Consider the following 25,547-nt stretch of genomic DNA (forward strand, 5'->3'; position numbering starts at 1 on the left):
CTTCAATCCTCACACATTTCATCCCCAGAAGCAATTTTTGTCACGATCAGGGGTTTTGCCACCTTCCCACGTCTCCCACCACTGACGAGACCACCCGCAACCCGATCCGCCTGGCAGCTTCGCGGCACGAAAGCACTTCGCGCAAACGGCCGTCATAGGCTGGCCAGGGTCGAATCAGCGCGAGGATCGGGTGCCACCCAGGCGGCGCTCAAGCGCCGAGAACAGACGCTCGGCCACCCCATCATGATGCACACCGTCATGCTCATACTCGTTCGTCACCCACGCATTGGCCGAGCCCACCCGCGCCGCAGTGTCGAGCGAGAGCTGCGCATCGACGTACATGTCATCGAAGTAGACGGCCGCTTCGACCGGCACCTCGTTCGCGGCGAGCCGCTCGGCGTCGTAGAGCGCGATCGGCCACTCACCCTCGGCAAGCCGCTCCACACCGGCGCGGAAACCGTGCAGCGAACGGATCTCCCCGAACATCCACGGGAAGACCATCTCACCGGTGAAGAGGAGCGGCCGCGACGACTCCGCGAACTCCGGCCGCCGATCCCGCTCGCGCTGCGCCGCCCACGCCGACGGACCCGGCCCGTAGATCGCCTCCTGCAGGGCCGCGTACAACGGCTGCCCCGCAAACCCCGTGGCAGCCCCGACCGCCTCCACGAAGGTGTCGCTCAGGCGCGTCTCCGCGGCATCGGCGAACGCCTCGTCGAACAGCCAGTGCACCCGATCGAAACCGGGCGCCACCCCAAATTCGAAGCCGAGGGTCTGCAACCTCCGCACGGTGAGACGATCGCCGTCTGCCAAGCGCACATCCTCCGAAGCGAGCACCTCGGCCGCCCGCGAGATCCGCTCCGCCACATGCGGCACGCGCTCACGGAACGCTCGATTCTTCTCGACGACGCGAGGGAAGGTGCGGCGGTAGACCTCCGCAGGATCCGCATCGAGACCCGCAAGACCGCCTGTCACCGCCGAGCCGATAATCGCCTCCGGCGCCGCCGAGAGGTAGTGCAGCGTGAGGAAGCCGCCATAGCTCTGCCCGATGGTCCACCACTGGCGCCCCTCGTAGTGCGTCTTCCGCACCGCCTCGAAATCGCGCACGATCGAGTCGGCGCGGTGCAGCGCCAGACGACGGGCAGCCTCATCGGCGGGCAGCGCCCCGAACTCGGCACCGCTCACCGGCGTCGAACGCCCGGTGCCCCGCTGATCTGGAATCACCAGACGGAAACGATCGAGCGCCGCCCCCACCCAGCCCGAACGGCCGAGCGGACGCGTGCCCTTGCCACCCGGGCCGCCCTGCAGATGCACGAGCAGCGGCAAATCTTCGTTGCGCTTCTCGGCGGCCACCAGCTCACGGGCGAAGACCCTGATCGTCTCACCGTCAGGATCCGACCAGTCGAGCGGCACCGTCGTCCACACGTCCCGGGCCACGATGTCCGTACCGATCCAATACTCGGGGCTGCTGCTCATGCGATCCACCCTATTGCCAGCCGCAGCCGCACGGCACCCGCCGACGCAGCCGGCATCCGGGCCACCGGATTCACGAACGAGGACGCGCCCGCCTCCGCCCCGCGACCATCAGCCGGAAGTAGTCGACCCCCACCACGACGTGCATCACCACGCCGACGGCCGTGATCCACCGCCCGATGTCGCCGAGCCACCCGAGCCCCGGCAGGATCCCGAACCCCACCGCCGCGATCCCCGTCATCATGACCGCGGTGCGCGCCTTGCCCAGCAGACTGGCCTCGGGAATGCGCGCCGGACGCGCCACGGCGTAGACCACCAGCAGCACCAGTTCGACCCCGGGGATCGCGATCGCCGTCCACGCAGGCAGGAGGCCCGCCACGATCATCGCGAGCACGATCGCCACCACCCCGACCCGATCCGCGAGCGGATCGAACAGCTTGCCGAAGCTTGAGACCTGGCCCAGCAGCCGCGCAAGCGTACCGTCGATCCAGTCGCTCGCGCCAAAGATGACGAGCAGTACCACGGTGAGCACCGGCTGCTCCCCCTCGACCAGCAGCACCACAATCGGCACCACCAGCAGCAGTCGCAGCAGCGTAATCGCGTTGGGCAGCGTCGCCCAGGAGTGCTTCTCTGTCATGCGCCCTCCCCTCGCGTCTCCGAGCAGTCTACGCGGGCGAGCACGGGCACCCCAGAGCTGCCGAGCGGAAACCGGAAGTCACCCACCCAGTTAGACACGGTCGTGACTCAGCGCAGCCCCTTGCCGAGCATCTGCTGCAGCTTTGCGAGATCTTCCTCACTCGGCTGCGCCTTGCCCGCCGCGCCGAGCCCGAAACCGGAGCCCGCTGGAGCCGCGGCCTGCTGAGCGGCCACGCCGGCGGCCTGCTGGGCGCGCTTCGCCGGGTTGCCCGACTGCTTCTTGCCTTTGCCCTTCGCCTGCTGCTTCTTCTTGCCACCGTGGCTCATGCCCGGCATCGGCCCCATGCCCGGGATCTGCGGCACGCCGCCACGGGCCACCGTCTTCATCATCTTCGCGGCCTGCTCGAAGCGCTGCACGAGCTGATTGACGTCGGTGACCGTCATGCCCGAACCCTTCGCGATGCGCAGACGGCGTGAACCGTTGAGAATCTTCGGATTCTGTCGCTCGGCCTTCGTCATCGACTGGATGATCGCCTCGGTGCGCACGATCTCGCGCTCGTCGAAGTTGTCGAGCTGATCCTTCATCTTGCCCATACCGGGCAGCATCCCCATCATCTTCTTCAGGGAGCCGGCCTTGCGCAGCTGCTGCATCTGGCCGAGGAAGTCGTCGAGGGTGAAGGCGTCGGTGGCGATCTTCTCCGCGACCTTACGCGCCTCTTCCTCATCGAAAGCCTGCTGCGCCTGCTCGATGAGGGTGAGGATGTCGCCGAGGTCGAGGATACGGCTCGCCATACGGTCGGGGTGGAAGGGCTCGAAATCGCCGAGGCCCTCACCGGTGGAGGCGAAGAGGATCGGGCGGCCTGTCACGCTGCGGATCGAGAGAGCGGCGCCGCCTCGGGCATCGCCGTCGAGCTTCGTCAGCACCACGCCGGTGAAATCGACGCCCTCCTGGAAGGCCTGTGCCGTCGCGACGGCGTCCTGACCGATCATGGCGTCGATGACGAAGAGCACCTCGTCAGGATCGGTGGCCTTTCGGATATCGGAGGCCTGCTGCATCAGCTCGGCGTCGACGCCCAGGCGGCCGGCGGTATCGATGATGACGAAGTCGTACTGCTTCGACTTCGCCTCGGCTACGCCGTTCTTGGCGACCTTCACCGGATCGCCGACGCCGTTGCCGGGCTCCGGCGCGTAGATCGCAACGCCCGCCTGCTCAGCGACGACACCCAACTGGGTGACCGCGTTGGGGCGCTGCAGATCACAGGCCACGAGCATCGGCGTGTGGCCCTGATCCTTCAACCACTTCGCAAGCTTGCCGGCGAGCGTTGTCTTGCCTGCACCCTGCAGGCCCGCGAGCATGATCACCGTGGGCGGGTTCTTCGCGAATTCCAGCCGGCGCTGCTCGCCGCCGAGGATGCCCACGAGCTCCTCATTGACGATCTGCACGACCTGCTGGGCCGGGTTGAGCGCCTGGTTGACCTCATCACCGAGCGCGCGCTCGCGCACCTTGCCCGTGAACTCCTTGACCACGTCGAGCGCGACGTCAGCCTCGAGCAGGGCGCGACGAATCTCGCGCACCGTGCTGTCGACGTCGGAGGCCGACAGCTTGCCCTTCGCACGGAGGTTCTTGAAGGTCTCGGTGAGCCGAGCAGACAGGTTTCCGAAAGTAGCCATAGCGGATCCAGTCTACCCGGCTCGCCCCCGGTCTTCGGACCTCACTCGTAGGAGTAGAAACCCCGGCCCGAACCCTTACCCAGGTAGCCCTTGTCGATGTACTCGCGCTTGATGTACTCGGCGAACTGGCGCTGCTCGGGATCGTCGCTGTCCTTGCCCAGGTTGTAGGGGGTCATCATGCCGACGACGTCGTAGATCTCGAACGGCCCGGCCGGTGCCCCGGTTGCGATCTTCCAGGTGCGGTCGATGTCTTCAGGGCTCGCCACGCCGCGCACCAACAGCCGCGAAGCCGCATTCAGGAAGGGCACGAGCAGCGAATTCAGCACGTAGCCCGGCTGCTCCTTGTGAATGCGGATCGGCACCATGCCGATCTCTTCGGCGAACTGGGCGACGGCTTCGAAGGCCTCGGGGTCGGTGCCCGCATGCCCCATCACCTCGCCCGTGTTCTTCGCCCACACCTCGTTCGCGAAGTGCAGCGCGAGAAACTTCTCGGGCCGCCCCGTGAACGGAGCGATGTCACTCGGCAGCAGGGTCGAGGAGTTCGTGCAGAAGATCGTGCGCTCGGGGGCCACCGCGGCGACCTTCTCCCAGGTCTGCTGCTTGATGTCGAGACGCTCGGGCACGGCTTCGATGATGATGTCAGCATCGTGCACCGCGTCGGCGAGGTCGGAGCTCGTGCGAATGCGCGCCACGGCCGCATCGAGCTTCTCGGGAGTCGCGTCAGGCAGGTCGCGCAGATAGAGGGGCTTCAGGTACTCCCATCGGGCGGGCAGCTTCGCGAGGATTTCGTCGCTCAGATCGTAGGCGACCACATTCTTGCCGGAGTATGCGGCCTGGAAGATGATCTGGGATCCGAGTACGCCGGTTCCGAGTACGGTGAGGTTCTGCAATGTCATGCCTTTCTCGAATGATCCGCCTCGTGGGCGGTGATCCGGTCCGGCGGTCGCAGCGCGGGGCTCGGCCGTCAGGCCTCACCCTCTGGTCTACTCCTCTTCACAGCGCGAAGGGGAGGTTTTCGCTGACAGCGAGAAAACGGCGGCGTGAGCCGACCCGCTGCTGGGCAAAAACGTGCGGCGTCAGCCGACCAGCTGCTGGGCAAAAACGTGCGGCGTGAAGCCGGTGAGATCGCCAATGCCCTCGCCCTGGCCCACGAGTTTGATCGGCAGGCCGGTCTTCTGCTGCACAGACAGCACGAAACCGCCCTTTGCCGAGCCGTCGAGTTTGGTGAGCACAAGACCGGTGACCCCCGCGTGCTCGATGAAGGCTTCGGCCTGCGCGAGCCCGTTCTGGCCTGTGGTGGCGTCGAGCACCAGCAGCACCTCGGCGACGGGGGCCTGCTTTTCGATGACGCGGCGCACCTTGCCGAGCTCGTCCATGAGGCCGCCCTTCGTCTGCAGGCGGCCGGCGGTGTCGATGATGGCGATGTCGTAGTTCTCGTTCTTGGCACGTTCGACGGTTTGGAAGGCAACCGAAGCGGGATCTTGCCCCTGCTGCTGCGGCTTCACGATGTCGACGCCGGCCCGCTCGGCCCAGGTGCCCAGCTGTTCGACCGCGGCGGCGCGGAAGGTGTCGGCGGCGCCCACCAGAATCTTCTTGTCGAACGCGGTGAGGTAGTTCGCGAACTTGCCGATGGTGGTCGTCTTGCCCACGCCGTTGACACCCACGACGAGGATCACCGCGGGGCGCTCGGAGAGGTGCAGTGTGGGGTCGTAGGCGGCAAGCCGCTCTTCGATGGCGTCGCGCAGCATGCGGCGCATGTCTTTCACCTCGGTGACACGGTGGCGTTCGACGTCGACGCGCAGCTGGTCGAGGATCGACTCGGTGACGTCGGGGCCGAAATCGGCCGTGATGAGCGCGGCCTCGAGATCGTCCCACGTCTCCTCGGTGATGAGCTCGGGGCCCGTGAAGAGAGTGCGGAACGCTTTCGAGAAGGACCAGGATCGCTCAGCCATTGCTCAAGTGTACCGAGATCGGCCCGCCCGTTGCCCCGTCACTCCTCGCGGCCGACGCGCTGGCCGACCACAGCGCTGATGCCGTCCTGGCGCATGGAGACACCGTAGAGCGCGTCGGCGATCTCCATCGTGCGTTTCTGGTGCGTGATCACGATCAGCTGCGAGTTCTCACGCAAGCGTTCGAACACCTGCAGCAGGCGCCCAAGATTCGCATCGTCGAGCGCGGCCTCGACCTCGTCGACGATGTAGAACGGGCTGGGGCGCGCTTGGAAGATTGCCATCAGCCACGCCACCGCAGCAAGGGAGCGCTCGCCACCCGACAGCAGCGACAATCGTTCCACCTTTTTACCTGCCGGTTTCACCGCCATATCGATGCCCGTGTTCAGCAGATCGTCGGGGTCGCTCAGCGCGATCTCACCCGATCCGCCGGGGAACAGAATCGGGAACACCTCAGCGAAGGCCGCCCGCGTGTCCTCGAACGCCGCTGCGAAGATGCCCTGCATCTTGCGATCGAGCTCTTCGATGATGGCCAGCAGGTCAGAACGGGTCTTGGCGAGGTCCTTCAGCTGCTCGCTGAGGAAGCGGTGACGCTGCTCCAGCGCCGCGAACTCCTCAAGCGCGAGCGGGTTGATGCGGCCCAGCTGAGCAAGCTGCTTCTCTGCCCGGGCGAGACGCCGCTCCTGCTCCGCGCGCACATAGGGCACGGTGTCGTGTTGCTGGTTCGCCACGGGTGGCGGATCCGCCGGTGCTGCAGGCCCAGCCGAGGCCGCGGGCTGCGCGCCCGCCAACCCTAGCTCAGCTGCAAGCTCAGCCTCGAGTGCGTTCGCGAATGCGGGTTCGGTATCCGGCTGCGCCGCTTCCCCGGTCTCGTCGTCGTGTTGCGCGGGAACCGGGATCCCCACCAGGGGGCCATACTCGGCGATCAGCACATCCTCGACAAGCCCCAACTCGTTGCCCGAACGCTCCAGCAGCGCCGAAAGCTGCAGCTTGCGCTCGTAACTCTTCAGCTCGGCGCCGTGCACCCGCTCGGTAAGGGTCTGCAGTTTCTGCCGTAGCTCGGACTCCTCCGAGCGCAGCAGAGTCAGCTCCTGACTGTGCTTCGCTCGCTGCTGCTCGGCGGCCTGCTGAGCAAGCCGCGCCTCAGCCAGCGAGCGATCGCAGGCATCAAGAATCGCGGGCAGCAGCTCAGCCACCCGCTCGGCCTGCGCCACCTGCCGCGACCGCAGCACGGCCCGTCGCGCAGCCTCTTCAGCGGCCTGCCGTTCAGCATCGAACTGCTCAGCGAGCGCACTGCGGCGCGCTTCAGCAGCGCGCGCCCGCTCACGAGCGGTTTCCAGTGCAAGCCGCAGCTCCACCTCGGCCGAGCGTGCACGCTCCAACTCAGCGAGCATCTCATCGCGCTGACTCGCATCAAGAATCGGCCGAGGCTCCGCCTCAGCCGCCGCGAACGCCTGCGCTGCGCGATCCGCCTCCGCAGCAGCCTCACCCACCGACTGCTCAACAGCGACAAGCGCCTGCCTGGCCCGGTCAGCCTCGGCCTGCGCAGCCTCCGCCCTCGTCGAAAGCCTGTTGCGCTCCTTCGCCGCCTCGGCGAGACGCGCATCCGCGGCGCGCAGCTCAGCGAAGGCCCGCTGCGCGTCAGTCTTGGCTCGCGCCGCAGCCTCGCGCAGCTCGGCCAGCTCGGCCTCCGTCTCAGCGATCCGCTCCGCCACGCGGGTGCGAGCCTGCTCCGCCTGCTCCAGTTCGGCGGTGAGCTCGATACGCGACGGCGCCAAACCTGATCCGCCACTGAGCGTGTGCTCCGTGAGCACATCTCCCCCGCCGGTGACCACCGTGTAGGCACCGCCGGGCCAGCGCTCACGCAGCGCATCGGAGACGCGGATCGCAGACGCCAGGTCATCAACGATGTAGCTGCGGGCCAGCAGACCGCGCACCCCGGCCGGTGCCTCAACGATCACATCGACGGCCCTGGTCGCGCCGTCGATCTCGGGGCCGGCACCTGCCTCGGGATCCGCATCGCCCCGCGCACCGCCAGCCAGCACCGCCCGCAACCTGCCCAGATCGCGTTCGTGCGCGGCAGACACCGCGAGGCCGGCAGCCGCCGCCGATTCGGCGAGCAGCGCGTCGCCGAAGACACCCAGCGCCGCACCCACGGCGGCCTCCGCTCCCTCGCGCACCCGCACATGATCAGATACGCGGCCCGCAATTCCGCTCGGCGCATCAGCGAGCAGCGCCCCCGAAGCGTCGCGCTGATCCAGCGAACGCGTCAACGCACTCACCCGCGCCTCAAGCCCAGCCCGCTCCTGCTCAAGCGCGTGCAGCCGCTCCCGCGCCTCATCGCGGCGCTGCTCGGCATCGCTCTGACGCTCCTGCGCAGCACGGTACGCGGCATCCCAGTCGGCGATGCGGTCACTGTCGCCGGGCGCCGCAGCACCCGGATCCTCGGCCTCAGCGCGCTCCTCGAAACCCGCAAGCTCCGCGCGGGCTGCCTCGGCCCGCTCCTCGGCCTGCGCAACCGCGTGCTGCCGCCGCGCCAACTCCTGCGCCACCGTCGCACGCTTCTGCTCGGCCGTCTCGGCCCGCCCCCGCAACTGCGACAGCTGCAGATCGTGCCGCGACACCAGCGCGCTCTGCGCCGCGATATGCTCGTCGATCGCGTCGAGCGCCTGCTGCGCCTGACGTGTCACCGCACCGCCGTGCTGCCACGCCAACTCAGCCTCGGGGATCAACGCCTCAAGCGCACGCACCTCCTCGGCGGCCTCATCGACAGCCGCGCGCGTCAGACGATTCACCTGCTCCGGCGCCTCCGCCTGCGTCGCCAAGAACGTGAGCCGCTGCTGCGCCTGCGAAAACAGGCCACGCAACTTCGACTGCGCAGACTCCAAACCGATCGTCACCCGCCGCGCCGCATCGAGCTCGTCGCTCTGCTGCTCCTGCTCCAGACGCTGCACCCGCAACTGCTTCTGCTCCGCCTGCTCCTGCAGCACGATCCGCTCAGAATGCCGCTCCGCCTCATCCTTCGCCAGCTCGTCGAGTTCGGCGCGCAACCGTGCGACATCGTCGGCGAGCAGCCGCGCCTTCGCATCGCGCACCTCAGCCGCGATCGTCTGCGCCTGCCGCGCCACTTCTGCCTGACGCCCCAGCGGCTTCAATTGGCGGCGGATCTCACCCGCGAGATCGTTCAAGCGGGTGAGATTCGTCTCCATCGCATCGAGCTTGCGCAGCGTGCGCTCCTTGCGACGACGATGCTTGAGAATGCCCGCGGCCTCCTCGATGAAGCCCCGGCGATCCTCAGGTGTCGCACGCAGCACCGCGTCGAGCTGCCCCTGGCCCACGATCACATGCATTTCGCGGCCCAAGCCAGAATCGCTCAACAGCTCCTGCACATCGAGCAGGCGACAGCTCTCACCGTTGATCGCATACTCGCTCGACCCGTTGCGGAACAGGGTGCGGCTGATCGTCACCTCGGTGTACTCGATCGGCAGCGCACCATCAGAGTTGTCGATCGTGAGGCGCACCTCAGCACGGCCCAGCGGGCCGCGGGTGGAGGTGCCCGCGAAGATGACATCCTCCATCTTGCCGCCACGCAGCGTCTTCGCGCCCTGCTCGCCCATCACCCAAGCGAGCGCATCGACCACGTTCGACTTGCCCGAACCGTTCGGGCCAACGATGGCAGTGACCCCGGGTTCGAACTGGAAGGTGGTCGGCTGGGCGAAGGACTTGAAGCCCTTGAGCGTGAGGCTCTTGAGGTGCACGCCGCCGCCTTTCCGTCTCTCGCTCGGCCGACAGGAATCCGTCGATCTCTACGAGAGTACCCGGCCACACCCCGCCAGGCCGCCATTGCTGCCGCGCGAGTACAGCCGCATAGCCTCCTCTACCCCAGCACGCTCCCCACCGGGATGATGCTGCCGTCGGCGTCACGGAAGCCGAAGCCGAAGGCGCGATCCGCCGCAATATGCACAAACCAAGCAGCACCCGCGAGCGCGAGCGGCCAGAACCCACCATCGAAGCCGCCCGTGATGAAGAACGCGACCGCGCCGAGCACCAGCATCGCAATAGGCACCGGCATCGAGTGCAGCGTGTTGTAGAACTTCACACGCTCGGGCTTCAAGCGACCCTGCTGCGCGAAACCACCGATGAGCGCCACATCAGGAAGCGCCCCGAACAGCACCGCGATCCCCACGGCCGACCAGCCCAGCGCCACGCAAGTCAGCACGATGAAACCGAACCAGACGAAGGCACTCATGCCCCAGCTCACACGCATGAAGTTCATGAGGTCAATGCTATTGCTCAGCCCGCCGCCAGCTGCGCCACGAGCCAGCTCAAGCGCTGCGGCGAGCGCGAGCCACGGGTGCTCCGGCAGTAGCCAGGATCGGCCTGAAGCAGCTTGACCATCCCGTCAGCCTATGCTCGGCCGCGCTCGTCAACGGGGCGTGCGCGGTACTCCCGCCAAGCGGCGAGCAGTTCTTCACGGCTGCCATCCGGGTGGGCGGTGTGCCAGGCCCGCGTGAAGCGGTTGTATTCGAACTGGGCGTCAATGCCGCGCTCTCCCTGCTCACGCGTCGCAGCCCAGTGGTCGAGGGCGTGCTGCAGGGTCTGCGTGCCATCCGAGGCCGCGAAGAAGGCGCGCATCTCGGCGTCGAAGTGGAAGCCCGACCCCACCTGCTCCGTCATCCACGCCCGCACCGTCTGGCTGCACCGCTGCCCCACCGGGATCAGGGTCTCGGGCGTCAACGTACCCGCGAGCTGACGTCCACCGGAGCGCCTCGGCTGCGACGGCTCGACGAACTTGCGGCCGTCAAGGCGAGCAGCGATCCGCTCCGTCAACAGATCCTTGCCGCCGGTAGCCCGGATACCGAGCGACCGCGCGAAATCGCTCAGTTCGTCTTTCAACCAGTACCAGCGCCGCAGCTCGGCGCCTGAGAGGCCCGGCGTGAGCGCGGGGCGGTCGGAACTTGGCGAGGAGAGGGTCATCCCTTCACCCTATGGGCGACTGCGATCTCCCGGTAACCGGGCCGTCATCCCAGTCCCGAGATGAGATTGACCACGTTCGCAATGATGCCAACGCCGAAGAGGTAGCCGAGCAGCGTCTGCGCGATCACCACGCGACGCAGATCGGAGCTGCTGACATTCGTGTCCGCTACCTGGTAGGTCATGCCGAGCCCCACCGAGAAGTACACAAAGTCGGTGTACTGCGGCGGATCGGCCTGATTGAAGTCGATACCGCCCCGTGGCGCACCATCAGGGCCGCTCGCGTAGTAGAGCGCGGCATACCGCAGCATGTAGTCGGTGTGGATCAGCGCCCAAGAGCTTGCGACGCTGAGCAACGCAATGCCCGCGAGCAGGAACGCCTCAATGCCGTGAGCCTGTTGCGCCTGCGCCGCCACGACCGCGACCGCCACCAGACTCGCAACGCTCGCAGCCACAGCGACCACCCGGGCGAGGCCGCGGCCAGGATCCTCAGCGGTCGCATGCGCCCGCGTCTGCTGCGGATCCATGTGCCAGACCGTCAACAGCGCCCACACCACATTGATGAGTGCGATGAGCCCCCAACCTGCAAGCAGCGCTGCCGCAACCCCGAGCGGAGGTGCCACCACAGCACCCACCCCGATGCCGATCAGTATGGAGACGCCGACGCGCAGCCGCAGATGCGCGTGCGAGGTAACTTTCGAACCCATGGGCGCAGTCTATGTCGAAGCGGGGTCGGGCAGCGCGCGCATAGGATGAGGTCATGCATGTGTGGAACGGTGAACGCCTCGGCCGTCTGAGCCTCCGCATCGACGCGGCCTACTGCGCAGCGCTCGGAACGGGCGTCGCAATCGCCGGCCCGGCAATTGCGCCAACCCTCGCTTTGCCCGCTTGGCTGGTCGTCGCCATCGGCGTCGTTGTGGTCGTCTGGGCCGGTCTGATCCTACTCATGCTCGCCAAGCTCCGACTGCGCACCTCCCTCCGGCTGGTGATGGTCGCGAACCTGCTCGCCTCCGCCTCAGTGGCAGCGGTCTCGGCAGCGGGTGCCGCGGTGCTGGTCGCCCTCGCCGTGCTCGCCATAGCCATCGACATCGCTCTCTTCGCCGCCAGCCAGGCCGTCGCGCTGCGACGCCTGCGCTTCGCCGCCTGACCTCGCGTAGCAGTGATCGGCACGCTGCCTCCTGCGACAATGATCGGATGCATCTCGAAACCTCGCGCCTGCAACTTCGCGAACTGAACGAGGATGACCTGCCAGCACTCCGCGCCATCCTGCAGGACGAGCAGACGATGACGGCCTACGAGGGCGCCTTAGACGAAGCGATGGTGCAGGGCTGGCTGCAGCGCATGCGTGAGCGGTATCGGGAGGATGGTTTCGGGCTGTGGGCTGTTGAGCTCGGTAAAACCGGCGAAATGATCGGGCAGTGCGGGCTCACCCGGCAGCACATTCTCGGCGATGACGTTGTCGAGGTCGGCTACCTCTTCAATCGCGCTCATTGGCACCTTGGCTACGCCGTCGAAGCAGCGACCGCCTGCCGCAATTACGCCTTCGATGAGCTCGCCGCCGAGCGGGTGTGGGCTCAAGTGCGTGACACGAATCTCGCCTCGATGAACGTGGCGATCCGCCTCGGAATGACCGTGCGCGGGCGCTTCGTGAAGCACTATCGCGGCGTCGAGATGCCGCATCTGGCGTTCGCAGTGGATCGCGGCGACCGTTGACCCGAAGCGCGGTACACAGGTCACAACTGCCGGGTCGGATCCATTCGCTGATGCAGAATGCGGATCACGTCGATGCCGGGCTCTGCCTCGACGTAGAAGATCAGGTGGCTGCCCACGGCATAGCGGCGATAGTTCGCTCGCACTTCGTCGCAGCGCCTCCCCCGCTCCGGCTGTTCTGCCACGCGCTCAATGGCAGACCGGATTTCACCGATGTAGATTTCGGCCTGGCGCACATCCCATCGTTCCTGCGTGTAGTCCCAGATCGAGGAAAGATCTCTGCGGGCTGCAGGGGTTAGCCGAATGGCGCTCACGAACGCTTCGCGGCGATGAACGCATCAAAGTCGAAGGGTTCAGCGGCACCGCTTGCCTCACCCTCGACCAGAGCCTCACGCAGCGCTGCCATCTGCGTTTCTCTGTCTTCGAGCAATCTGAGGCCTGCCCGAACCACCTCGCTCGCCGAGCGATAGCGGCCCGTTGCAACCTCGCGGGACAGAAAATCAGCGAAGTGATCGTCCAAACTGATCGACGTGTTGCTTGCCATACGACAAGATTACCAAGAAGTGGTAACTAGTGGAACTCACCATAGCTTTCAAAGCATCTACGTGAGGGTGTGATTTTCTCCTCCCTATGTATCGACTGTCGCGATCAGACAAACAACACACCTATCTCACAACTCAATATCCTGAACTCACTCGCATTCATGCACGAGTCAACACAACTGGCCATGAAGTGCCCCAGCCTAATCACTTCGCGACGGAAGCCTCCTGTGCAATAGCCCGTGCCACGACTTCACCGCCGCTCGTGCGCAAGGCACGCCGCCACGGCAAGGTTCCCTCAATTTCAATCTGGATCGACATGCTCAGCACCGTTCTGATGAGCACGATGAGACCCAGCACGGCAGCATCCTCGAGCGACGGTGCCGAGAGGGTGTGAATGATGTCCGCCGCGACAAAGATCTCGAGGCCGAGCAAGATCGATCCACCGATCGTGGTGCGCAGTACCTGATAGGCGGCTTGGCCCCCGGCGCCGCGGCGAAGCGCGCGCGTGGCGAGCACGGCGGCGATCCCAAACCCGATGATGACGACGCAGACCCCGATAACTTCGATCACCATGACGACAACCGCGAACAGTGACTCAGTGAACATGTGCACAGTATATGGAGCCACAGCGACCGCATGGCTCCTCAATTTTCCCGTTGAGACTCAGGGGGTAGCAACAGCAGCCTGACCACCACAGTCGCGTGCATGTATACGCCCGGCCACATGCGGCGTTGTTCGGTAGCGTCCGCGAAGTCCTCAAACGCAGACGATTGATCTTGCTGCGCTTGTTGAGCCTGACAATTCAGACCAGAACTCTGAGCAGTACCAGGCTCGAAATCGCTGCGCTGCTCCTTGAAGTGAGGTGCACTGGGGTCAGCGTCGGCGCTGACACCTCTGACAGAAATGCGATGACCGCCCGCCGATGATGATGCGCCGGATGGGCTCACCGCAGCGGGGGCATGGCTGCCCGGTGCGACCGTAGGCGTTGAGCGAGTGCGCGAAGTAACCCGCCTGCCCGTTCACGTTGACATACTGTGCGTCGAAGCTGGTGCCGCCCTCGGCGAGGGCTTTGGCGAACACTTCGCGCAGCGCGGCGAGCAGTTCGCGGGCCTTTCGGGGGCCGACGGCGGCACCCGCGGTTTCGGGGTGCAGCCGGGCTCGCCACAGCGCCTCGTCGGCGTAGATGTTGCCGACCCCGCTGATGAGCCCCTGTTCGAGCAGCAGCTTTTTCACGCCTGTGCTGCGGGATCTCAGGGCAACGAGGAAACGCACATCGTCGAAGAGCGGATCGAGCGGGTCGCGCGCGATGTGGCGCGCCTGGCTCGGGATCATGCCTCCTCCGTCGGCCTCGGCGAGCGCGTCGAGCGCGAGCGAGCCAAAGAGCCGCTGGTCGGCGAAATCGAGCCGAAGTTCGCCGTGCTCGGGGTGCTCGATCCACAGCCGGATTCGCACGTGCCGGTCATCGGGTGCGTCGAGCGCGCGCAGCAGCAGCTGACCGCTCATCCCGAGGTGCGCGAGGAGAGCGGATCCCGGTTCGGCTCCGCCTTCATCCTCAACGGGAATCCACATGAACTTGCCGCGCCTTTGCGGTGCCGCGAGCCGTAACCCCGTGACTCGCCGCTCGAAATCGGCAGAGCGCGCGAGGCCAGCCTCGAGCGGCAGCGTGACGCTGTGCCCGCCGAGCCCGTCGTCGCAGGGCAGCCCGTCACTGCCGAGGGGCAGGTGCCGTTTCAGGGCGCGCGGATCGCGCACCTCCACCGCAGCAACTCTGGCGCCTGTTATGGCGGGGGCGAGGCCGGCGCGCACCACCTCGACTTCGGGCAGTTCGGGCACGCCGGGCTACTTTCGGTGCCCGCGCTCGGCGCGTTGACGGCGCGCTGCGAGCAGTTGCTCGACAGCGTCGCGCGCTGCCGCAAGCTCTGCAACCTTCTTGCTGGTGCCTTCGCCCAAGCCTGTGACGCCGTCGAGCACTACCCGGGAGGTGTAGCGCCGGTCGTGGTCGGGGCCGGTGCCCGTTGTCTCATAGGGCGGGTGGGGCAGGCCGCGCCGGGCGGCCTCCTTCTGCAGCGAGGTCTTCGGGTCGACCGCCGCCGTGAACCGTTCAGGGTCGGCGAAGAGCGGGGCCACGAGGTCGAGTACGAACCGGTTCGCCGTTTCACCGTCGGTTGACAGGTAGACGGCACCGATGATCGCTTCGACGGTGTCGGCGAGAATCGAGTCTTTGTCTCGCCCACCGGTTTGACGCTCACCCTTGCCGAGGCGCAGTGAGGCACCGATTCCGAGCCCGCGCGCCAGCTCAGCGAGCGCGACCGTCGACACGAGCGCCGAGCGGCGCTTCGCCAGCTCACCCTCGCTCAGCTCAGGGTAGTCGCGGTACAGCTTGAGCGTGACGGCCTGGCCGAGGATGGAGTCACCGAGAAACTCGAGCCGTTCGTTGTGCGGTGCTCCCCCGTGCTCATACGCCCACGAGCGGTGCGTGAGGGCGAGTTGCAGCAGCTCGGGATCGATCCGCACCCCAAAGGGCACGAGAAAGCCGCCGGGGTCGCCCTGCGGCGTTCCCGACGGCTCTCGAGAGTTCGATGCCAATTTAGGCGTCGGCGACCTTGCGGCCCTTGTACTCGAGGAAGAGGGCGTTGCCCTGCGAGTCCTCGACCACGCGGGCGCGGTGCGGGAGGCTGTACACGGTGCGGCCGTTCTCGACGGTCTTCACCAGCTTCGGGGCCTCGGCCTTCCACGCCGAACGGCGGTGTCGAGTGTTCGAACGCGACATCTTGCGCTTGGGAACAGCCATGATGCTCTCTTTCCTAATTGCTTTCAGGATCGGCGAACCGATCCACGTCTTCTTCCTCGGCCAGATACCCGGCCAGCGCAGCCCATCGCGGATCCACCACGCTGGGCTCGGCTGCAGCCTCGGCCTCGCGCAACTCACCGGACTCGGGATCGAGCCCCGGGCAGTCCGGGCGACACACTGGCTGAAACGGAAGTGCAAGCACTACCGCGTCTCGGAGCGGGGGTTCAAGATCCACGTGATCACCGTGAACCCCATACTCGTCGGCCTCCGTAGGAGTATACGCGAAAAGCTCCTGAAACTCGACTTGAAACGGCGTGGCGAACTCTTTCAGGCAGCGGCCGCACTCCGCGTGCACCGTGGTGCGCACCTCAGCGGAGACCAGAATGCCCTCGTGCACCGACTCCAACCGCACATCAAGGTCGAGGTTCTCACCCTCGGACACCCAGGCCAGCCCCTCGCCCAGCTTTTCGGGTGCAGCGACGGAGCGTGAACGCTCACGCATCTCACCCGGGCGGTTGATGAGATCTCTGATGCTCTCCTGGAACACGCGTGCATTGCTCATCAGGCGGGCCTCGTCTTCGCGAGGAAGCGTGCAACGGCCGGCGGCACATAGGCCGACACATCGCCGCCCATCGAGGAGACCTGACGCACCAGCGTGCTCGACACATGCGCGTGCGCAGGGTCGGGCAGCAGGAACACAGTCTCGACACTCGCGAGGCTGCGGTTCATGATGACCATCGGGGTCTCGTAGGCCACGTCGATCTGCGAACGGATGCCCTTCACGAGCACCGAGGCGCCCACCTCGGTGCAATAGTCAACCAGCAGGCCGACAGACCATGACGCTACGAGCACATTGCTGGGCATCTGCGGATCTTCATCGAGGGCTTTCTGAATCAGGCCCACGCGCTCCGAGATCGGCAGCATCGCATCTTTGCCGGGGTTGTGCACGACGAGAACATGCACCTCGTCAAAGATGTCGGCGGCTCGACGGATCACGTCGAGGTGCCCAAGGGTGACCGGGTCGAATGACCCAGGTACGACGGCAATCTTGCTCATAGCTTCCACCCTACCGGCCACAGCTTGATACATCTCTGAGTCGTCAGCGATCGCGCAGCATTCGCATTCGCACTCGACCGAGCTCTAGAGCCCGTGTCGTTTCGCGAAGATCACTGCATGCACGCGATCACGCAGCTGCAGTTTGGCGAGCACCCGCCCCACATGTGTCTTCACAGTGGACTCGGAGAGAAACAGTTTGGCGCTGATCTCAGCGTTGTTGAGCCCCTCCGCGATGAGCCGCAGCACGTCAAGCTCCCGCTCGGTGAGTACCTCGAATACCTCTGCGACCCCGGCAGCGCCGTCTGCGGCCGAGGTGGTCGGCACTGCCGCCATCGGCGCTGCCTCACCCAAGCGCAACTGCTCGATCAGTCGCCTGGTGACGCTCGGCGCCATCGCGGCGTCACCGCCCGCAACCCTGCGGATCGCATCGATCAGGTCGTCGGGCCGCGCGTCCTTCAGCAGAAAGCCGCTCGCCCCAGCCTGAATCGCCCCCGTCGCGTACTCGTCAAGGTCGAAGGTGGTGAGCACCAGCACTCGCGTGTCAGGATGCTCGGCGACAATACGGTCGGTCGCCTCGATACCGTTCATTCCCGGCATCCGCACATCCATCAACACCACATCGCACCGATCGCCGCGAGCCTCCATCTCAGCGAGCGCTGCCAACGCGGCTTCTCCGTCGGCCGCTTCTGCAACAACGTCGATGCCGGGCTCAGCCAATAGCACCAGGCGGAACCCCGTGCGGATCAGCTCCTGGTCATCGACAAGCATCACCCTGATCTGAGCCTCGCTCATCTGTTCTCCCCTTCAGTTTCCGGATCGGCGGCTGCGCCGCCACTCTGAGACCCCGCTCTGTCGCTGGGCGCACGCTCGCGCGCCTCCGCGCTGACAGGCAACTCGGCGCGCAGCCGCCAGCCGCCGCCGAGATCCGCCACCGGACCAGCCGAGATCTCACCGCCGAACACACGGGCCCGCTCACGCAGCCCCGCGATCCCCCGCCCCGAGCCAACACCTGACACCGGCGGGGTCATGCCCGCGGCCGCACCGAAATCTCGCACCTCGATCACCGTGCGATCAGGCAGGCGCTCGATCCGCACTTCCGCCCGCGCACCCGTGCCCGCATAGCGCAACACGTTGGTCAAGCCTTCCTGCACCACCCGGTACACCGCAAGATCTTGCCCGCGATCACCGGATGCCTCGCCGCACACCACCAGGCTGACATCGATGCCGGCATCACGGAAACCACTTGCAAGCTCGGGCAGATCTTGCACCCCGGGCTGCGGCACGAGTTCGGCCTGCTCGCCCTGGTCGGTGAGCGCGCCGAGCAGGCGGCGCATTTCGGCGAGCGCGGTGCGGCCCGTCTCAGCACTGCGGGACATGGCATCGGCCGCGGCTTCCGGAGCAGCCTGCGCCGCCCGCGCCGCACCCTCGGAAAGAGCGATCATCACCGACACCGAATGCGCCACGATATCGTGCATCTCGCGGGCGATGCGCGAGCGCTCCTCCGCGACGGCAAGCTGCGCGAGCTGGTCGCGTTCACGTGCGAGCTGATGCGCCCTGTCGATGATCGCCTGCAGGTAGCGCCTGCGGTTGCCGAGGTTGATGCCGAGCATGAGCACGGCGAGATACCAGATCGCGGTCATCACACTGATCGTGATGAAGTCGGGCCACGAAGTGGGGCCAGCACCGTCCACGCGACTGATCCCGCCAGGAGTTATCTCGCCGACGGTCCCCCACGTCGCATCCGACAGCATCCAGACGAGACTGCTGCCCACACTCGCCACCACTGCGATGGCATAGCCGATCCACCCCGCAGCAACACTGCGGTAGACGGGCACCGCATACAGCATGAAGAGCAGCGCAACCCCCGATGCCAGCGCCTGCGCACCGTGCTCGCCGAGCATCGCAACAGTCACGACGATGAGGCCCGTGAGCGGGTAGCGCCGCCTGAACAGCAGCGCCGCACCGATGACCACAACCCGCAGCACGGCCAGCGGCCACCACGGCCACTGCAGGTAGCCAGGCAGCGAGAACCAGTCGGAAATGGCAAGACCATCGACGGGTGCCTGGGCGGTCACCAGATCGATGAACACCCCCAGCAGGCACCCGATCACAAACCAGACCACGATGAACACGTCAACCGCAAGCGGATGCGCCGCCATCGCCCGCCGGATCACTCCCGGCGGGCGTGGCAGCCGCACCTCATCAGAGGCCGTCAGTTCTGGGTTCACCCCTTCACCCTACTGATTCACGCAGCGCAGCGGATCAGCGCGCGTCGCGGCGCTTGAAGAGCAGCGCGGCAGGCACCAGGGCTGCCACTGCCCAGACCACCATGGCGATGAGCGCCTGCCAGTAGCCAAGGCCCGCTGCTTCGCCCTCGACGGGCATACCCGCAGGCGTCGACGCGTCGGCGATTCCGGCGGCGAGGGTGCTGCCGAGGTCACTCGGCAGATAGGCCGCGGCGGTGGGCAACCATTCCCAGCCCGTCAACATGAGCACCTGCATGGCAATCGGCAGCACGAAGGTGACACCGGCGATCACGGCGACACCGCCAGCCGTCGAACGCAGCATCGTCGCAATGCCGAAGGCCAGCAGCGTGATGAGTACCAGATAGGCCACGGTGCCGAGGCCGCCCGAGATCACCGCGGTCGAACCGAGCTGGCCGGCCGACTCCGGCAGCAACGCCATGGCGAGCGCAAGACCGCCGAGCACGAGCACGATCGCGGTTACCGCTGCGACCGCTGCCGTCACGATCGCCTTCGCCACCAGCACCGGTGTGCGCTGCGGCACCGCGGTGAGCGTCGACAGGATCATGCCGCTCGAATACTCGCTGGTGACGGCGAACACACCCAGCACCCCAAACACAAGCGAAAGGAAGGGCGCCGTAAAGGTCGAAACGATCAGCAGATAGTTTTGCAAGCCCGCAGCATCCGCGGCCATCATCGCGTCCGCACCTCCCACTTCGCGGCTCCAGAGCAGCGCGATCATCGCACTCAGGCCAAGACCGGCGAGCACGGTGATGAGCAGAGTGAGACGGATGCTGCGCAGCGACGACAGCTTGATGCGCTCAGAACGCAGCACACCGCCGAAGGTGAGCCGCGGTGCGCTGCCCATCGCTGGCTTGGGGGCGGATTGGGGGTTGGATCCGCCGGCATCGTGGCCGGGAACGCGGCTCGCGTCGATGGTGATGGTTGAGGTCATGGTCTGATTCCTTCGTGAAGTGGATGGGGCTTGGGCGCGTCTCGTGGGTGGTTGCCGTTGCGAGCAATGCCTGGGCGGGGTGCCTACGCGGCCTGGTACTCGAGTTCGCCGCGGGTGAGAGCGAGGTAGGCGTCTTCGAGCGAGGAGGTGATTGGACTGAGTTCGTGCAGTTCGATCCCGTGTGCGGCGGCGGCGCGACCGATCTCAGCCGCAGAGATGCCGCGTGCGAGGAAGGCCTGCTCCCCCTCAGGGTCAAGCTCTACGCCTGCCGCGGTCATGAGCAGCGCGGCGAGCCGTGCCGCGTCCGGGCTCTGCACCCGCACTCGCTCTCCCTGTGCACCACCGGCGACGAACTCGGCGATGGGTGCGTCGGCGACGACCCGGCCGCGCCCGAGCACGATGACGTGGTCTGCGGTCTGCGCCATCTCGCTCATCAGGTGGCTCGACAGCAGCACCGTGCGGCCCTCACCTGCGAGGTGGCGCAGCAGCTGCCGCACCCACAGCACACCGTCGGGGTCGAGGCCGTTGACGGGCTCGTCGAGAATGAGCGTCTGCGGGTCTCCGAGCAGCGCCGCGGCGATGCCGAGGCGCTGCCCCATGCCGAGGGAGAAACCGCCGACGCGCTTGCCTGCGACCGCGGAGAGTCCGGTCTGTTCGAGCACCTCGTGCACGCGGCGATCGGGGATGCCGTGCGTTGCCGCGAGTGCGCGCAGGTGGCTGCGGGCACTGCGGCCCGGGTGCACACCCTTCGCGTCGAGCAGCGCGCCCACCTCAGCGAGCGGTGCCGGGGAATCGGCGTAGCGCTTGCCATTAACGGTGACCGTGCCCGCCGTGGGCCGATCCAATCCCACCATGAGGCGCATGCTCGTCGACTTGCCGGCACCGTTGGGGCCGAGGAAGCCTGTCACCTGGCCGGGCTTGATCGAGAAGCTGACGTCATCGACGGCGGTTTTCTTGCCGTACTGCTTACTCAGGCCTCGTGCCTCGATCATGGTGCTCTCCTTCGCGTGGACGATTGTCGATGCACAGTGCTGCATCGTTGTCTTCACGCTACGGGCAAGCGGATTCGGGCGGATCAGCCCCGGGTGCCTCGCGGATGGTACCTGGGTACTGTGTTCGCTACGACTTCGCCAGATTGTCGAGCAGGCCAGCCTCGTGTTCGCGCGCGATGAGCTCTGCGAGCTGCGGCGCGGTGTGCAGCTTGGGATCGCGTTCGAGCAGCGCGGCGGCAACATCACGGGCGTGCGAGATGAGCTCACCGTGCTCAGCCACGCGCAGCAGTTTCAAGGTCGACCGCCCGCCCGACTGCGCGGTGCCGAGAATGTCGCCCTCGCGCCGCAGTTCAAGGTCGACCTCGGCGAGTGCAAAGCCGTCGGAAGTCGCGGCAACGGCCTCGATGCGCTCCCGTGCAACTGAGCCCTGCTCGGCAGCGGTCATGAGCAGGCAGAGCCCCGGATGCTCGCCGCGCCCCACACGGCCGCGCAACTGGTGCAGCTGCGAAATGCCGAAACGGTCGGCGTCACGCACAATCATGATGGAGGCATTGGGCACGTTGACGCCCACCTCGATCACCGTGGTGGCGACGAGGATGCCGATCCGCCCCTCGGCGAAGCCGCGCATGATGCGGTCTTTCTCATCGCTCGCCATACCGCCGTCGAGCCCTTCGATCTGCACCCCCGCATATTCTGGGCGGCGGCGCAGCTCGGCAACGGTGTCTTCGACATTGGCGAGCGGCCGCGCGCCTTCGGCGGTCTCTTCGACGTCAAGCTCGGGATCGACCTCGCCGGCCGAGATCGCCGGGCACACCACATACACCTGCCGACCAGATGCGAGGTCTTCAGCGGTGCGAGCCCAGACGCGGGCGGCCCGGTTGGGCATCTCAAGTTCGGGCACCGTGAAGGTTTCGATCCCCTGCCTGCCCGGGGGAAGCTCACGGATCGTGGTGACTTCAAGATCGCCGAACGCGGTGAGCGCGACCGTGCGCGGGATGGGGGTGGCGGTCATGGCGAGCACATGCGGGGAAGCACCCTTGCGTCGCAGCGCCTCACGCTGCTCGACGCCGAAGCGGTGCTGCTCGTCGACGACGATGAAACCCAGGTCGTAGAAGGTGACGTTGTCGCTGATGAGGGCGTGCGTGCCGACCGCAATACGGCAGCTGCCAGAAGCCAGTGAAAGCAGCGCCCGCTTGCGCTCCGCAGCCGGCATGCGGCCAGTGAGCAGCACCGGGTTCAGTTCGGCCGTGAGATCGGGACCCAGCGCATCCGTGATCGAGCGAAAATGCTGCGCGGCAAGCACCTCGGTGGGTGCGAGCAGCGCGCTCTGCCCACCGCTCGCAGCCACCTGCAGCATCGCGCGTAGCGCGACGAGTGTTTTACCCGAGCCCACCTCGCCCTGCAGCAGCCGATGCATGGGGTGGGGCTGCGCAAGCTCGCGCGCAATAGTCTCGCCCGCGAGGCGCTGGTCTCCTGTGAGATCGAACGGCAGCGCAGCATCGAAACGACCAAGGGGGGTGGCTGCTGCTGTGCCTGCTGCGCGCGGCCGCGGGGTGCTCGCTTCGAGCCCCGCACGGCGGCGGCGATCGAGCAGGGCGAGTTGCAGCTCGAACGCCTCCCGGAAACGGAGACTCTGCTGCGCGCCACGCCAGTCTGCGTCGTGTTGCGGCCGATGGATGAGTTCGAGCGCCCGACCATACGGCATCACGCCCTCTGCCTCGCGGATCTCTGCGGGCAGCGGATCTGGCACCGGCCCGAGCGCGTCGAGGGCGAGTTCGACCGCGCGCTGGATGGTCCAGCTCGGCAACTGCGCGGTGGCGGGGTAGATCGGCACAGGGGTCTCGGCCCACGCCTTCGCAGCAGCCTCGTCGAGCTGCTCAGCGCCCGGCGCCTCATCGCGATTCTCGAACAGCTCATACTCGGGGTGCTGCAACTGCAGATTGCCCCGATACTCACTCACCTTGCCTGCGAAGATGCCGCGGCGCCCGGCCACCAGCTCGCGGCTTCGCCACTGCTGGTTGAAGAAGGTGAGGGTGAGCGTGCCCGTGCCGTCGGTGATGCGGGCTTCGAGCAGGCTGCCGTTGCGGCGCTGCATGCGACGCTCACGCACATCGAGCACCTGGGCAACCACGGTGATCTGCTCACCGATGGGCAAACCCCGCAGCGGCGTCAACTCACCGCGGCGCGAGTAGCGGCGCGGGAAGTGGTGCAGCAGATCTGACACGGTGCGCATCTCGAACGCGCGCTCGAGCGGCTTGGCCGTGCGCGCGCCCACCACGCCATCAAGGCGAGTGTCGAGCGAAGCCTGGGTCATACCTCAAGCGTAGCGGCGACCTCTGACGTGCACCGCGACCGACGCCTGCGACGACGAGGCGGTACCCTCGTGGGATGACCAGAATCATCGCCGGAGCCGCAGGTTCGCTGCGCCTCGATGTGCCGAAGTCGGGCACCCGGCCGACCAGTGACCGGGTGCGAGAAGCAATCTTCTCGACCCTGGAATCCTGGGGCCTCGTCGACGGTGCGCGCGTGCTCGACCTCTACGCCGGTTCAGGCGCACTCGGGCTCGAAGCCGCGAGCCGCGGCGCCTCGGCCGTGACGCTCGTGGAGAAGCTTCAGCAGGCGGCCCAGGTGGCGAACCGCAACACGGGCACGGTGCTGGGGGCGTTCGGCGGATCCGGATCCGCCCCCCGTATCGAGGTGGTGCGGCAGTCGGTGCAGGGATTCCTCGACGGGGCGGGTGCCGCGCGCTGGGATGTGGCGCTGCTCGATCCGCCCTACGATCTCTCCGAGGCTGAGCTCGCCGCGAACCTCACTGCCCTCGTGCCGCTGCTCGCCGAAGACGCCGCCGTGCTCGTAGAACGCAGCAGCCGCTCCCCCGAGCCGAGCTGGCCGACAGGGCTCGCTCCCGTGCGCGAGAAGCGCTACGGCGAAACCGCCCTCTGGTGGGCCGAACCCATCTAAACCGCAGCCCCCGCACACACCTCGGGCCCGAACCCTCGGCAGAGGTTTCGGGCCCGAGTGCGAATTCCGGCTCGAACTACGAGCGCGGGATGAGCGTGTACTTCGTCGAGAGGAACTCGTGAATGCCGTCGAAGCCGCCCTCGCGGCCGATGCCCGACTGCTTCACGCCGCCGAACGGTGCCGCCGCGTTCGACACGAGACCCGTGTTGAGGCCCATCATGCCGGTCTCGAGCTGCTCGATCATGCGGTGACCGCGTGCGAGGTTCTCGGTGAACACGTACGAGACGAGGCCGTACTCGGTGTTGTTGGCGATCTCGACAGCCTCCTCCTCGGTGGAGAAGCGCACGATGCCGAGCACAGGTCCGAAGATCTCCTCGCGCATGATCGCAGCCTGCGGGCTCAGGTGATCGATCACGGTGGGCTGGAAGAAGTTGCCCGGGCCGTCGATCGTCTCGCCACCGGTGACGATGGTGCCGCCGGTCTCGACTGCGTCTGCCACGAGGCGAGCCGTGTTGGCCACGGCCTTCTCCTCGACCAGCGCGCCGATGTCGTTGCCCTCGTCGGCGCCACGGCCGATCTTCATCGCAGCAACCTTCTCGCCCACGCGGCGCGCGAACTCGTCGGCAACCGACTCGTGCACGATGATGCGGTTCGCGGCGGTGCAGGCCTGTCCAATATTGCGGAACTTCGCAAGCATCGCACCCTCGACAGCCTTATCGAGATCGGCATCTTCGAAGACGACGAACGGCGCGTTGCCGCCGAGCTCCATCGAGGTGCGCAGCACGTTCTGAGCCGCAGCCTCGAGCAGCTTCACACCCACCGGGGTCGAGCCAGTGAAGGAAAGCTTGCGCAGGCGCGGGTCGCTGAGCAGCGCCGACGACTGGGCGCTCGACTTCGAGGTGGGGACCACGTTGACAACGCCTGCGGGGAGGCCCGCCTCTTCGAGCAGCTGCACGAAGTAGATGGTGGTCAGCGGGGTGAGCGCGGCGGGCTTGATCACCGAGGTGCAGCCTGCTGCCAGCGCCGGAGCGATCTTGCGGGTCGCCATCGCGAGCGGGAAGTTCCACGGCGTGATGAAGTAGCAGGGGCCGACGGGAATGTGCGAGACCACCATGTTGCCGGTGCCCTCGGGGTTCTGTCGGTAGTCGCCCTGCACGCGCACGGCCTCCTCCGAGAACCAGCGCAGGAACTCGCCGCCGTAGACGACCTCACCGCGCGCCTCGGCGATGGGCTTGCCCATCTCCATTGCCATGAGCAGCGCGAACTCTTCCTTGCGCTCCATGAGCAGGTCGAAGGCGCGGCGCAGAATGTTCGAGCGCACGCGGGTGGGCGTGTTGGCCCATTCCTGCTGCGCCTCGACGGCAGCATCGAGCGCGCGCACGGCGTCTTCGACGGTGGCGTCGGCGATCGTCTTGATAACCTCGCCGGTCGCAGGGTCGGTGACGTCGAAGGTTGCGCCCGAGGTGGACGCCTCCCACTTGCCGCCGATCCCGAGGCCGCTTTCGACGCGGTCGAGCAGATCTTGCTCGTTGGGCTTCAGTGCCATGTTCTCTGTCCTTTCATAACGCCGCTCCGCGGCCGTGAGGCTGTGCGAAGC

At 66.7% G+C, this 25,547-nt stretch carries 26 protein-coding genes; 3 read left to right on the forward strand and 23 right to left on the reverse strand.

Features of this window, described 5'->3' with window-relative positions; all coding sequences use genetic code 11:
- Positions 1-174 precede the first annotated feature (174 nt).
- The 9 genes from WFI54_RS02015 to WFI54_RS02055 form a co-directional block, all read right to left on the reverse strand.
- Positions 175-1,473 carry an alpha/beta fold hydrolase gene (locus WFI54_RS02015; protein ID WP_336651126.1) on the reverse strand — a complete coding sequence of 433 codons (1,299 nt, stop codon included), beginning with the start codon at positions 1,471-1,473 and terminating at the stop codon, positions 175-177.
- Between the two features lie 70 nt (positions 1,474-1,543).
- Entirely contained in the window at positions 1,544-2,107 is a 564-nt protein-coding gene (locus WFI54_RS02020; protein ID WP_336651127.1) for a CDP-alcohol phosphatidyltransferase family protein, read from the reverse strand.
- 107 nt (positions 2,108-2,214) lie between these two features.
- On the reverse strand, positions 2,215-3,777 hold the full coding sequence (ffh, locus tag WFI54_RS02025; protein ID WP_336651128.1) for a signal recognition particle protein: 1,563 nt from the start codon (positions 3,775-3,777) through the stop codon (positions 2,215-2,217).
- Positions 3,778-3,818: 41 nt separating this feature from the next.
- Positions 3,819-4,673 (reverse strand): 3-hydroxyacyl-CoA dehydrogenase, encoded by an 855-nt coding sequence (locus tag WFI54_RS02030; protein ID WP_336651129.1) that lies wholly within the window; start codon positions 4,671-4,673, stop codon positions 3,819-3,821.
- A 180-nt stretch (positions 4,674-4,853) separates the two neighbouring features.
- Positions 4,854-5,729, reverse strand: coding sequence for a signal recognition particle-docking protein FtsY (gene ftsY / locus WFI54_RS02035; RefSeq protein WP_336651130.1), 876 nt, complete (start codon positions 5,727-5,729; stop codon positions 4,854-4,856).
- A 38-nt stretch (positions 5,730-5,767) separates the two neighbouring features.
- Positions 5,768-9,484, reverse strand: a complete 3,717-nt coding sequence (smc, locus tag WFI54_RS02040) for a chromosome segregation protein SMC (protein ID WP_336651131.1) — start codon at positions 9,482-9,484, stop codon at positions 5,768-5,770.
- Positions 9,485-9,603: 119 nt separating this feature from the next.
- Positions 9,604-10,002, reverse strand: a complete 399-nt coding sequence (locus WFI54_RS02045) for a DUF4260 family protein (protein WP_336651132.1) — start codon at positions 10,000-10,002, stop codon at positions 9,604-9,606.
- Between the two features lie 131 nt (positions 10,003-10,133).
- Positions 10,134-10,703, reverse strand: coding sequence for a DUF6434 domain-containing protein (locus tag WFI54_RS02050; RefSeq protein ID WP_336651133.1), 570 nt, complete (start codon positions 10,701-10,703; stop codon positions 10,134-10,136).
- A 44-nt stretch (positions 10,704-10,747) separates the two neighbouring features.
- On the reverse strand, positions 10,748-11,407 hold the full coding sequence (locus tag WFI54_RS02055; protein WP_336651134.1) for a DUF1345 domain-containing protein: 660 nt from the start codon (positions 11,405-11,407) through the stop codon (positions 10,748-10,750).
- Between the two features lie 53 nt (positions 11,408-11,460).
- Here WFI54_RS02055 and WFI54_RS02060 point away from each other — a divergent pair, with 53 nt between their 5' ends.
- Both WFI54_RS02060 and WFI54_RS02065 read left to right on the forward strand, forming a co-directional pair.
- Positions 11,461-11,847 (forward strand): hypothetical protein, encoded by a 387-nt coding sequence (locus tag WFI54_RS02060; RefSeq protein ID WP_336651135.1) that lies wholly within the window; start codon positions 11,461-11,463, stop codon positions 11,845-11,847.
- Between the two features lie 47 nt (positions 11,848-11,894).
- Entirely contained in the window at positions 11,895-12,413 is a 519-nt protein-coding gene (locus WFI54_RS02065; protein WP_336651136.1) for a GNAT family N-acetyltransferase, read from the forward strand.
- 20 nt (positions 12,414-12,433) lie between these two features.
- Here WFI54_RS02065 and WFI54_RS02070 read toward each other — a convergent pair whose 3' ends face one another.
- The 13 genes from WFI54_RS02070 to WFI54_RS02130 all read right to left on the reverse strand — a co-directional run bounded on the left by WFI54_RS02070 (position 12,434) and on the right by WFI54_RS02130 (position 23,303).
- Positions 12,434-12,724, reverse strand: a complete 291-nt coding sequence (locus WFI54_RS02070) for a type II toxin-antitoxin system RelE/ParE family toxin (protein ID WP_336651137.1) — start codon at positions 12,722-12,724, stop codon at positions 12,434-12,436.
- Complete coding sequence (locus tag WFI54_RS02075) at positions 12,721-12,954, reverse strand: type II toxin-antitoxin system ParD family antitoxin (protein ID WP_336651138.1); 234 nt, start codon at positions 12,952-12,954, stop codon at positions 12,721-12,723. Before WFI54_RS02075 ends, WFI54_RS02070 begins: the two co-directional genes overlap by 4 nt.
- 202 nt (positions 12,955-13,156) lie before the next feature.
- Entirely contained in the window at positions 13,157-13,558 is a 402-nt protein-coding gene (locus WFI54_RS02080) for a DUF1622 domain-containing protein (RefSeq protein WP_336651139.1), read from the reverse strand.
- Between the two features lie 267 nt (positions 13,559-13,825).
- Entirely contained in the window at positions 13,826-14,785 is a 960-nt protein-coding gene (gene mutM / locus WFI54_RS02085; protein WP_336651140.1) for a bifunctional DNA-formamidopyrimidine glycosylase/DNA-(apurinic or apyrimidinic site) lyase, read from the reverse strand.
- Between the two features lie 6 nt (positions 14,786-14,791).
- Positions 14,792-15,478, reverse strand: coding sequence for a ribonuclease III (gene rnc, locus WFI54_RS02090; protein WP_336651641.1), 687 nt, complete (start codon positions 15,476-15,478; stop codon positions 14,792-14,794).
- A gap of 61 nt (positions 15,479-15,539) precedes the next feature.
- Complete coding sequence (gene rpmF / locus WFI54_RS02095; RefSeq protein ID WP_017885009.1) at positions 15,540-15,743, reverse strand: 50S ribosomal protein L32; 204 nt, start codon at positions 15,741-15,743, stop codon at positions 15,540-15,542.
- Between the two features lie 13 nt (positions 15,744-15,756).
- The gene (locus WFI54_RS02100) at positions 15,757-16,305 is read right to left on the reverse strand and encodes a YceD family protein (RefSeq protein ID WP_336651141.1); all 549 of its coding nucleotides are present in this window, start codon (positions 16,303-16,305) and stop codon (positions 15,757-15,759) included.
- Complete coding sequence (coaD, locus tag WFI54_RS02105) at positions 16,305-16,799, reverse strand: pantetheine-phosphate adenylyltransferase (RefSeq protein WP_336651142.1); 495 nt, start codon at positions 16,797-16,799, stop codon at positions 16,305-16,307. The genes WFI54_RS02100 and coaD overlap by 1 nt, the downstream gene beginning before the upstream one ends.
- Before the next feature lie 84 nt (positions 16,800-16,883).
- Complete coding sequence (locus WFI54_RS02110) at positions 16,884-17,591, reverse strand: response regulator transcription factor (protein WP_336651143.1); 708 nt, start codon at positions 17,589-17,591, stop codon at positions 16,884-16,886.
- Positions 17,588-19,027, reverse strand: a complete 1,440-nt coding sequence (locus WFI54_RS02115; protein WP_336651144.1) for a sensor histidine kinase — start codon at positions 19,025-19,027, stop codon at positions 17,588-17,590. The genes WFI54_RS02110 and WFI54_RS02115 overlap by 4 nt, the downstream gene beginning before the upstream one ends.
- Positions 19,028-19,061: 34 nt before the next feature.
- The gene (locus WFI54_RS02120) at positions 19,062-19,997 is read right to left on the reverse strand and encodes an ABC transporter permease subunit (RefSeq protein ID WP_336651145.1); all 936 of its coding nucleotides are present in this window, start codon (positions 19,995-19,997) and stop codon (positions 19,062-19,064) included.
- Between the two features lie 83 nt (positions 19,998-20,080).
- Positions 20,081-20,989, reverse strand: a complete 909-nt coding sequence (locus tag WFI54_RS02125) for an ABC transporter ATP-binding protein (RefSeq protein WP_336651146.1) — start codon at positions 20,987-20,989, stop codon at positions 20,081-20,083.
- Between the two features lie 127 nt (positions 20,990-21,116).
- Entirely contained in the window at positions 21,117-23,303 is a 2,187-nt protein-coding gene (locus WFI54_RS02130; RefSeq protein ID WP_336651147.1) for an ATP-dependent DNA helicase RecG, read from the reverse strand.
- Between the two features lie 74 nt (positions 23,304-23,377).
- Between WFI54_RS02130 and rsmD the strand changes: the two genes are divergently transcribed.
- The gene (gene rsmD, locus WFI54_RS02135; RefSeq protein WP_336651148.1) at positions 23,378-23,950 is read left to right on the forward strand and encodes a 16S rRNA (guanine(966)-N(2))-methyltransferase RsmD; all 573 of its coding nucleotides are present in this window, start codon (positions 23,378-23,380) and stop codon (positions 23,948-23,950) included.
- 76 nt (positions 23,951-24,026) lie between these two features.
- Here rsmD and WFI54_RS02140 read toward each other — a convergent pair whose 3' ends face one another.
- The gene (locus WFI54_RS02140; RefSeq protein WP_336651149.1) at positions 24,027-25,496 is read right to left on the reverse strand and encodes an NAD-dependent succinate-semialdehyde dehydrogenase; all 1,470 of its coding nucleotides are present in this window, start codon (positions 25,494-25,496) and stop codon (positions 24,027-24,029) included.
- Between the last annotated feature and the right edge of the window lie 51 nt (positions 25,497-25,547).

Source organism: Leucobacter sp. MMO-125 (assembly GCF_037148395.1).
GTDB lineage: Bacteria > Actinomycetota > Actinomycetes > Actinomycetales > Microbacteriaceae > Leucobacter.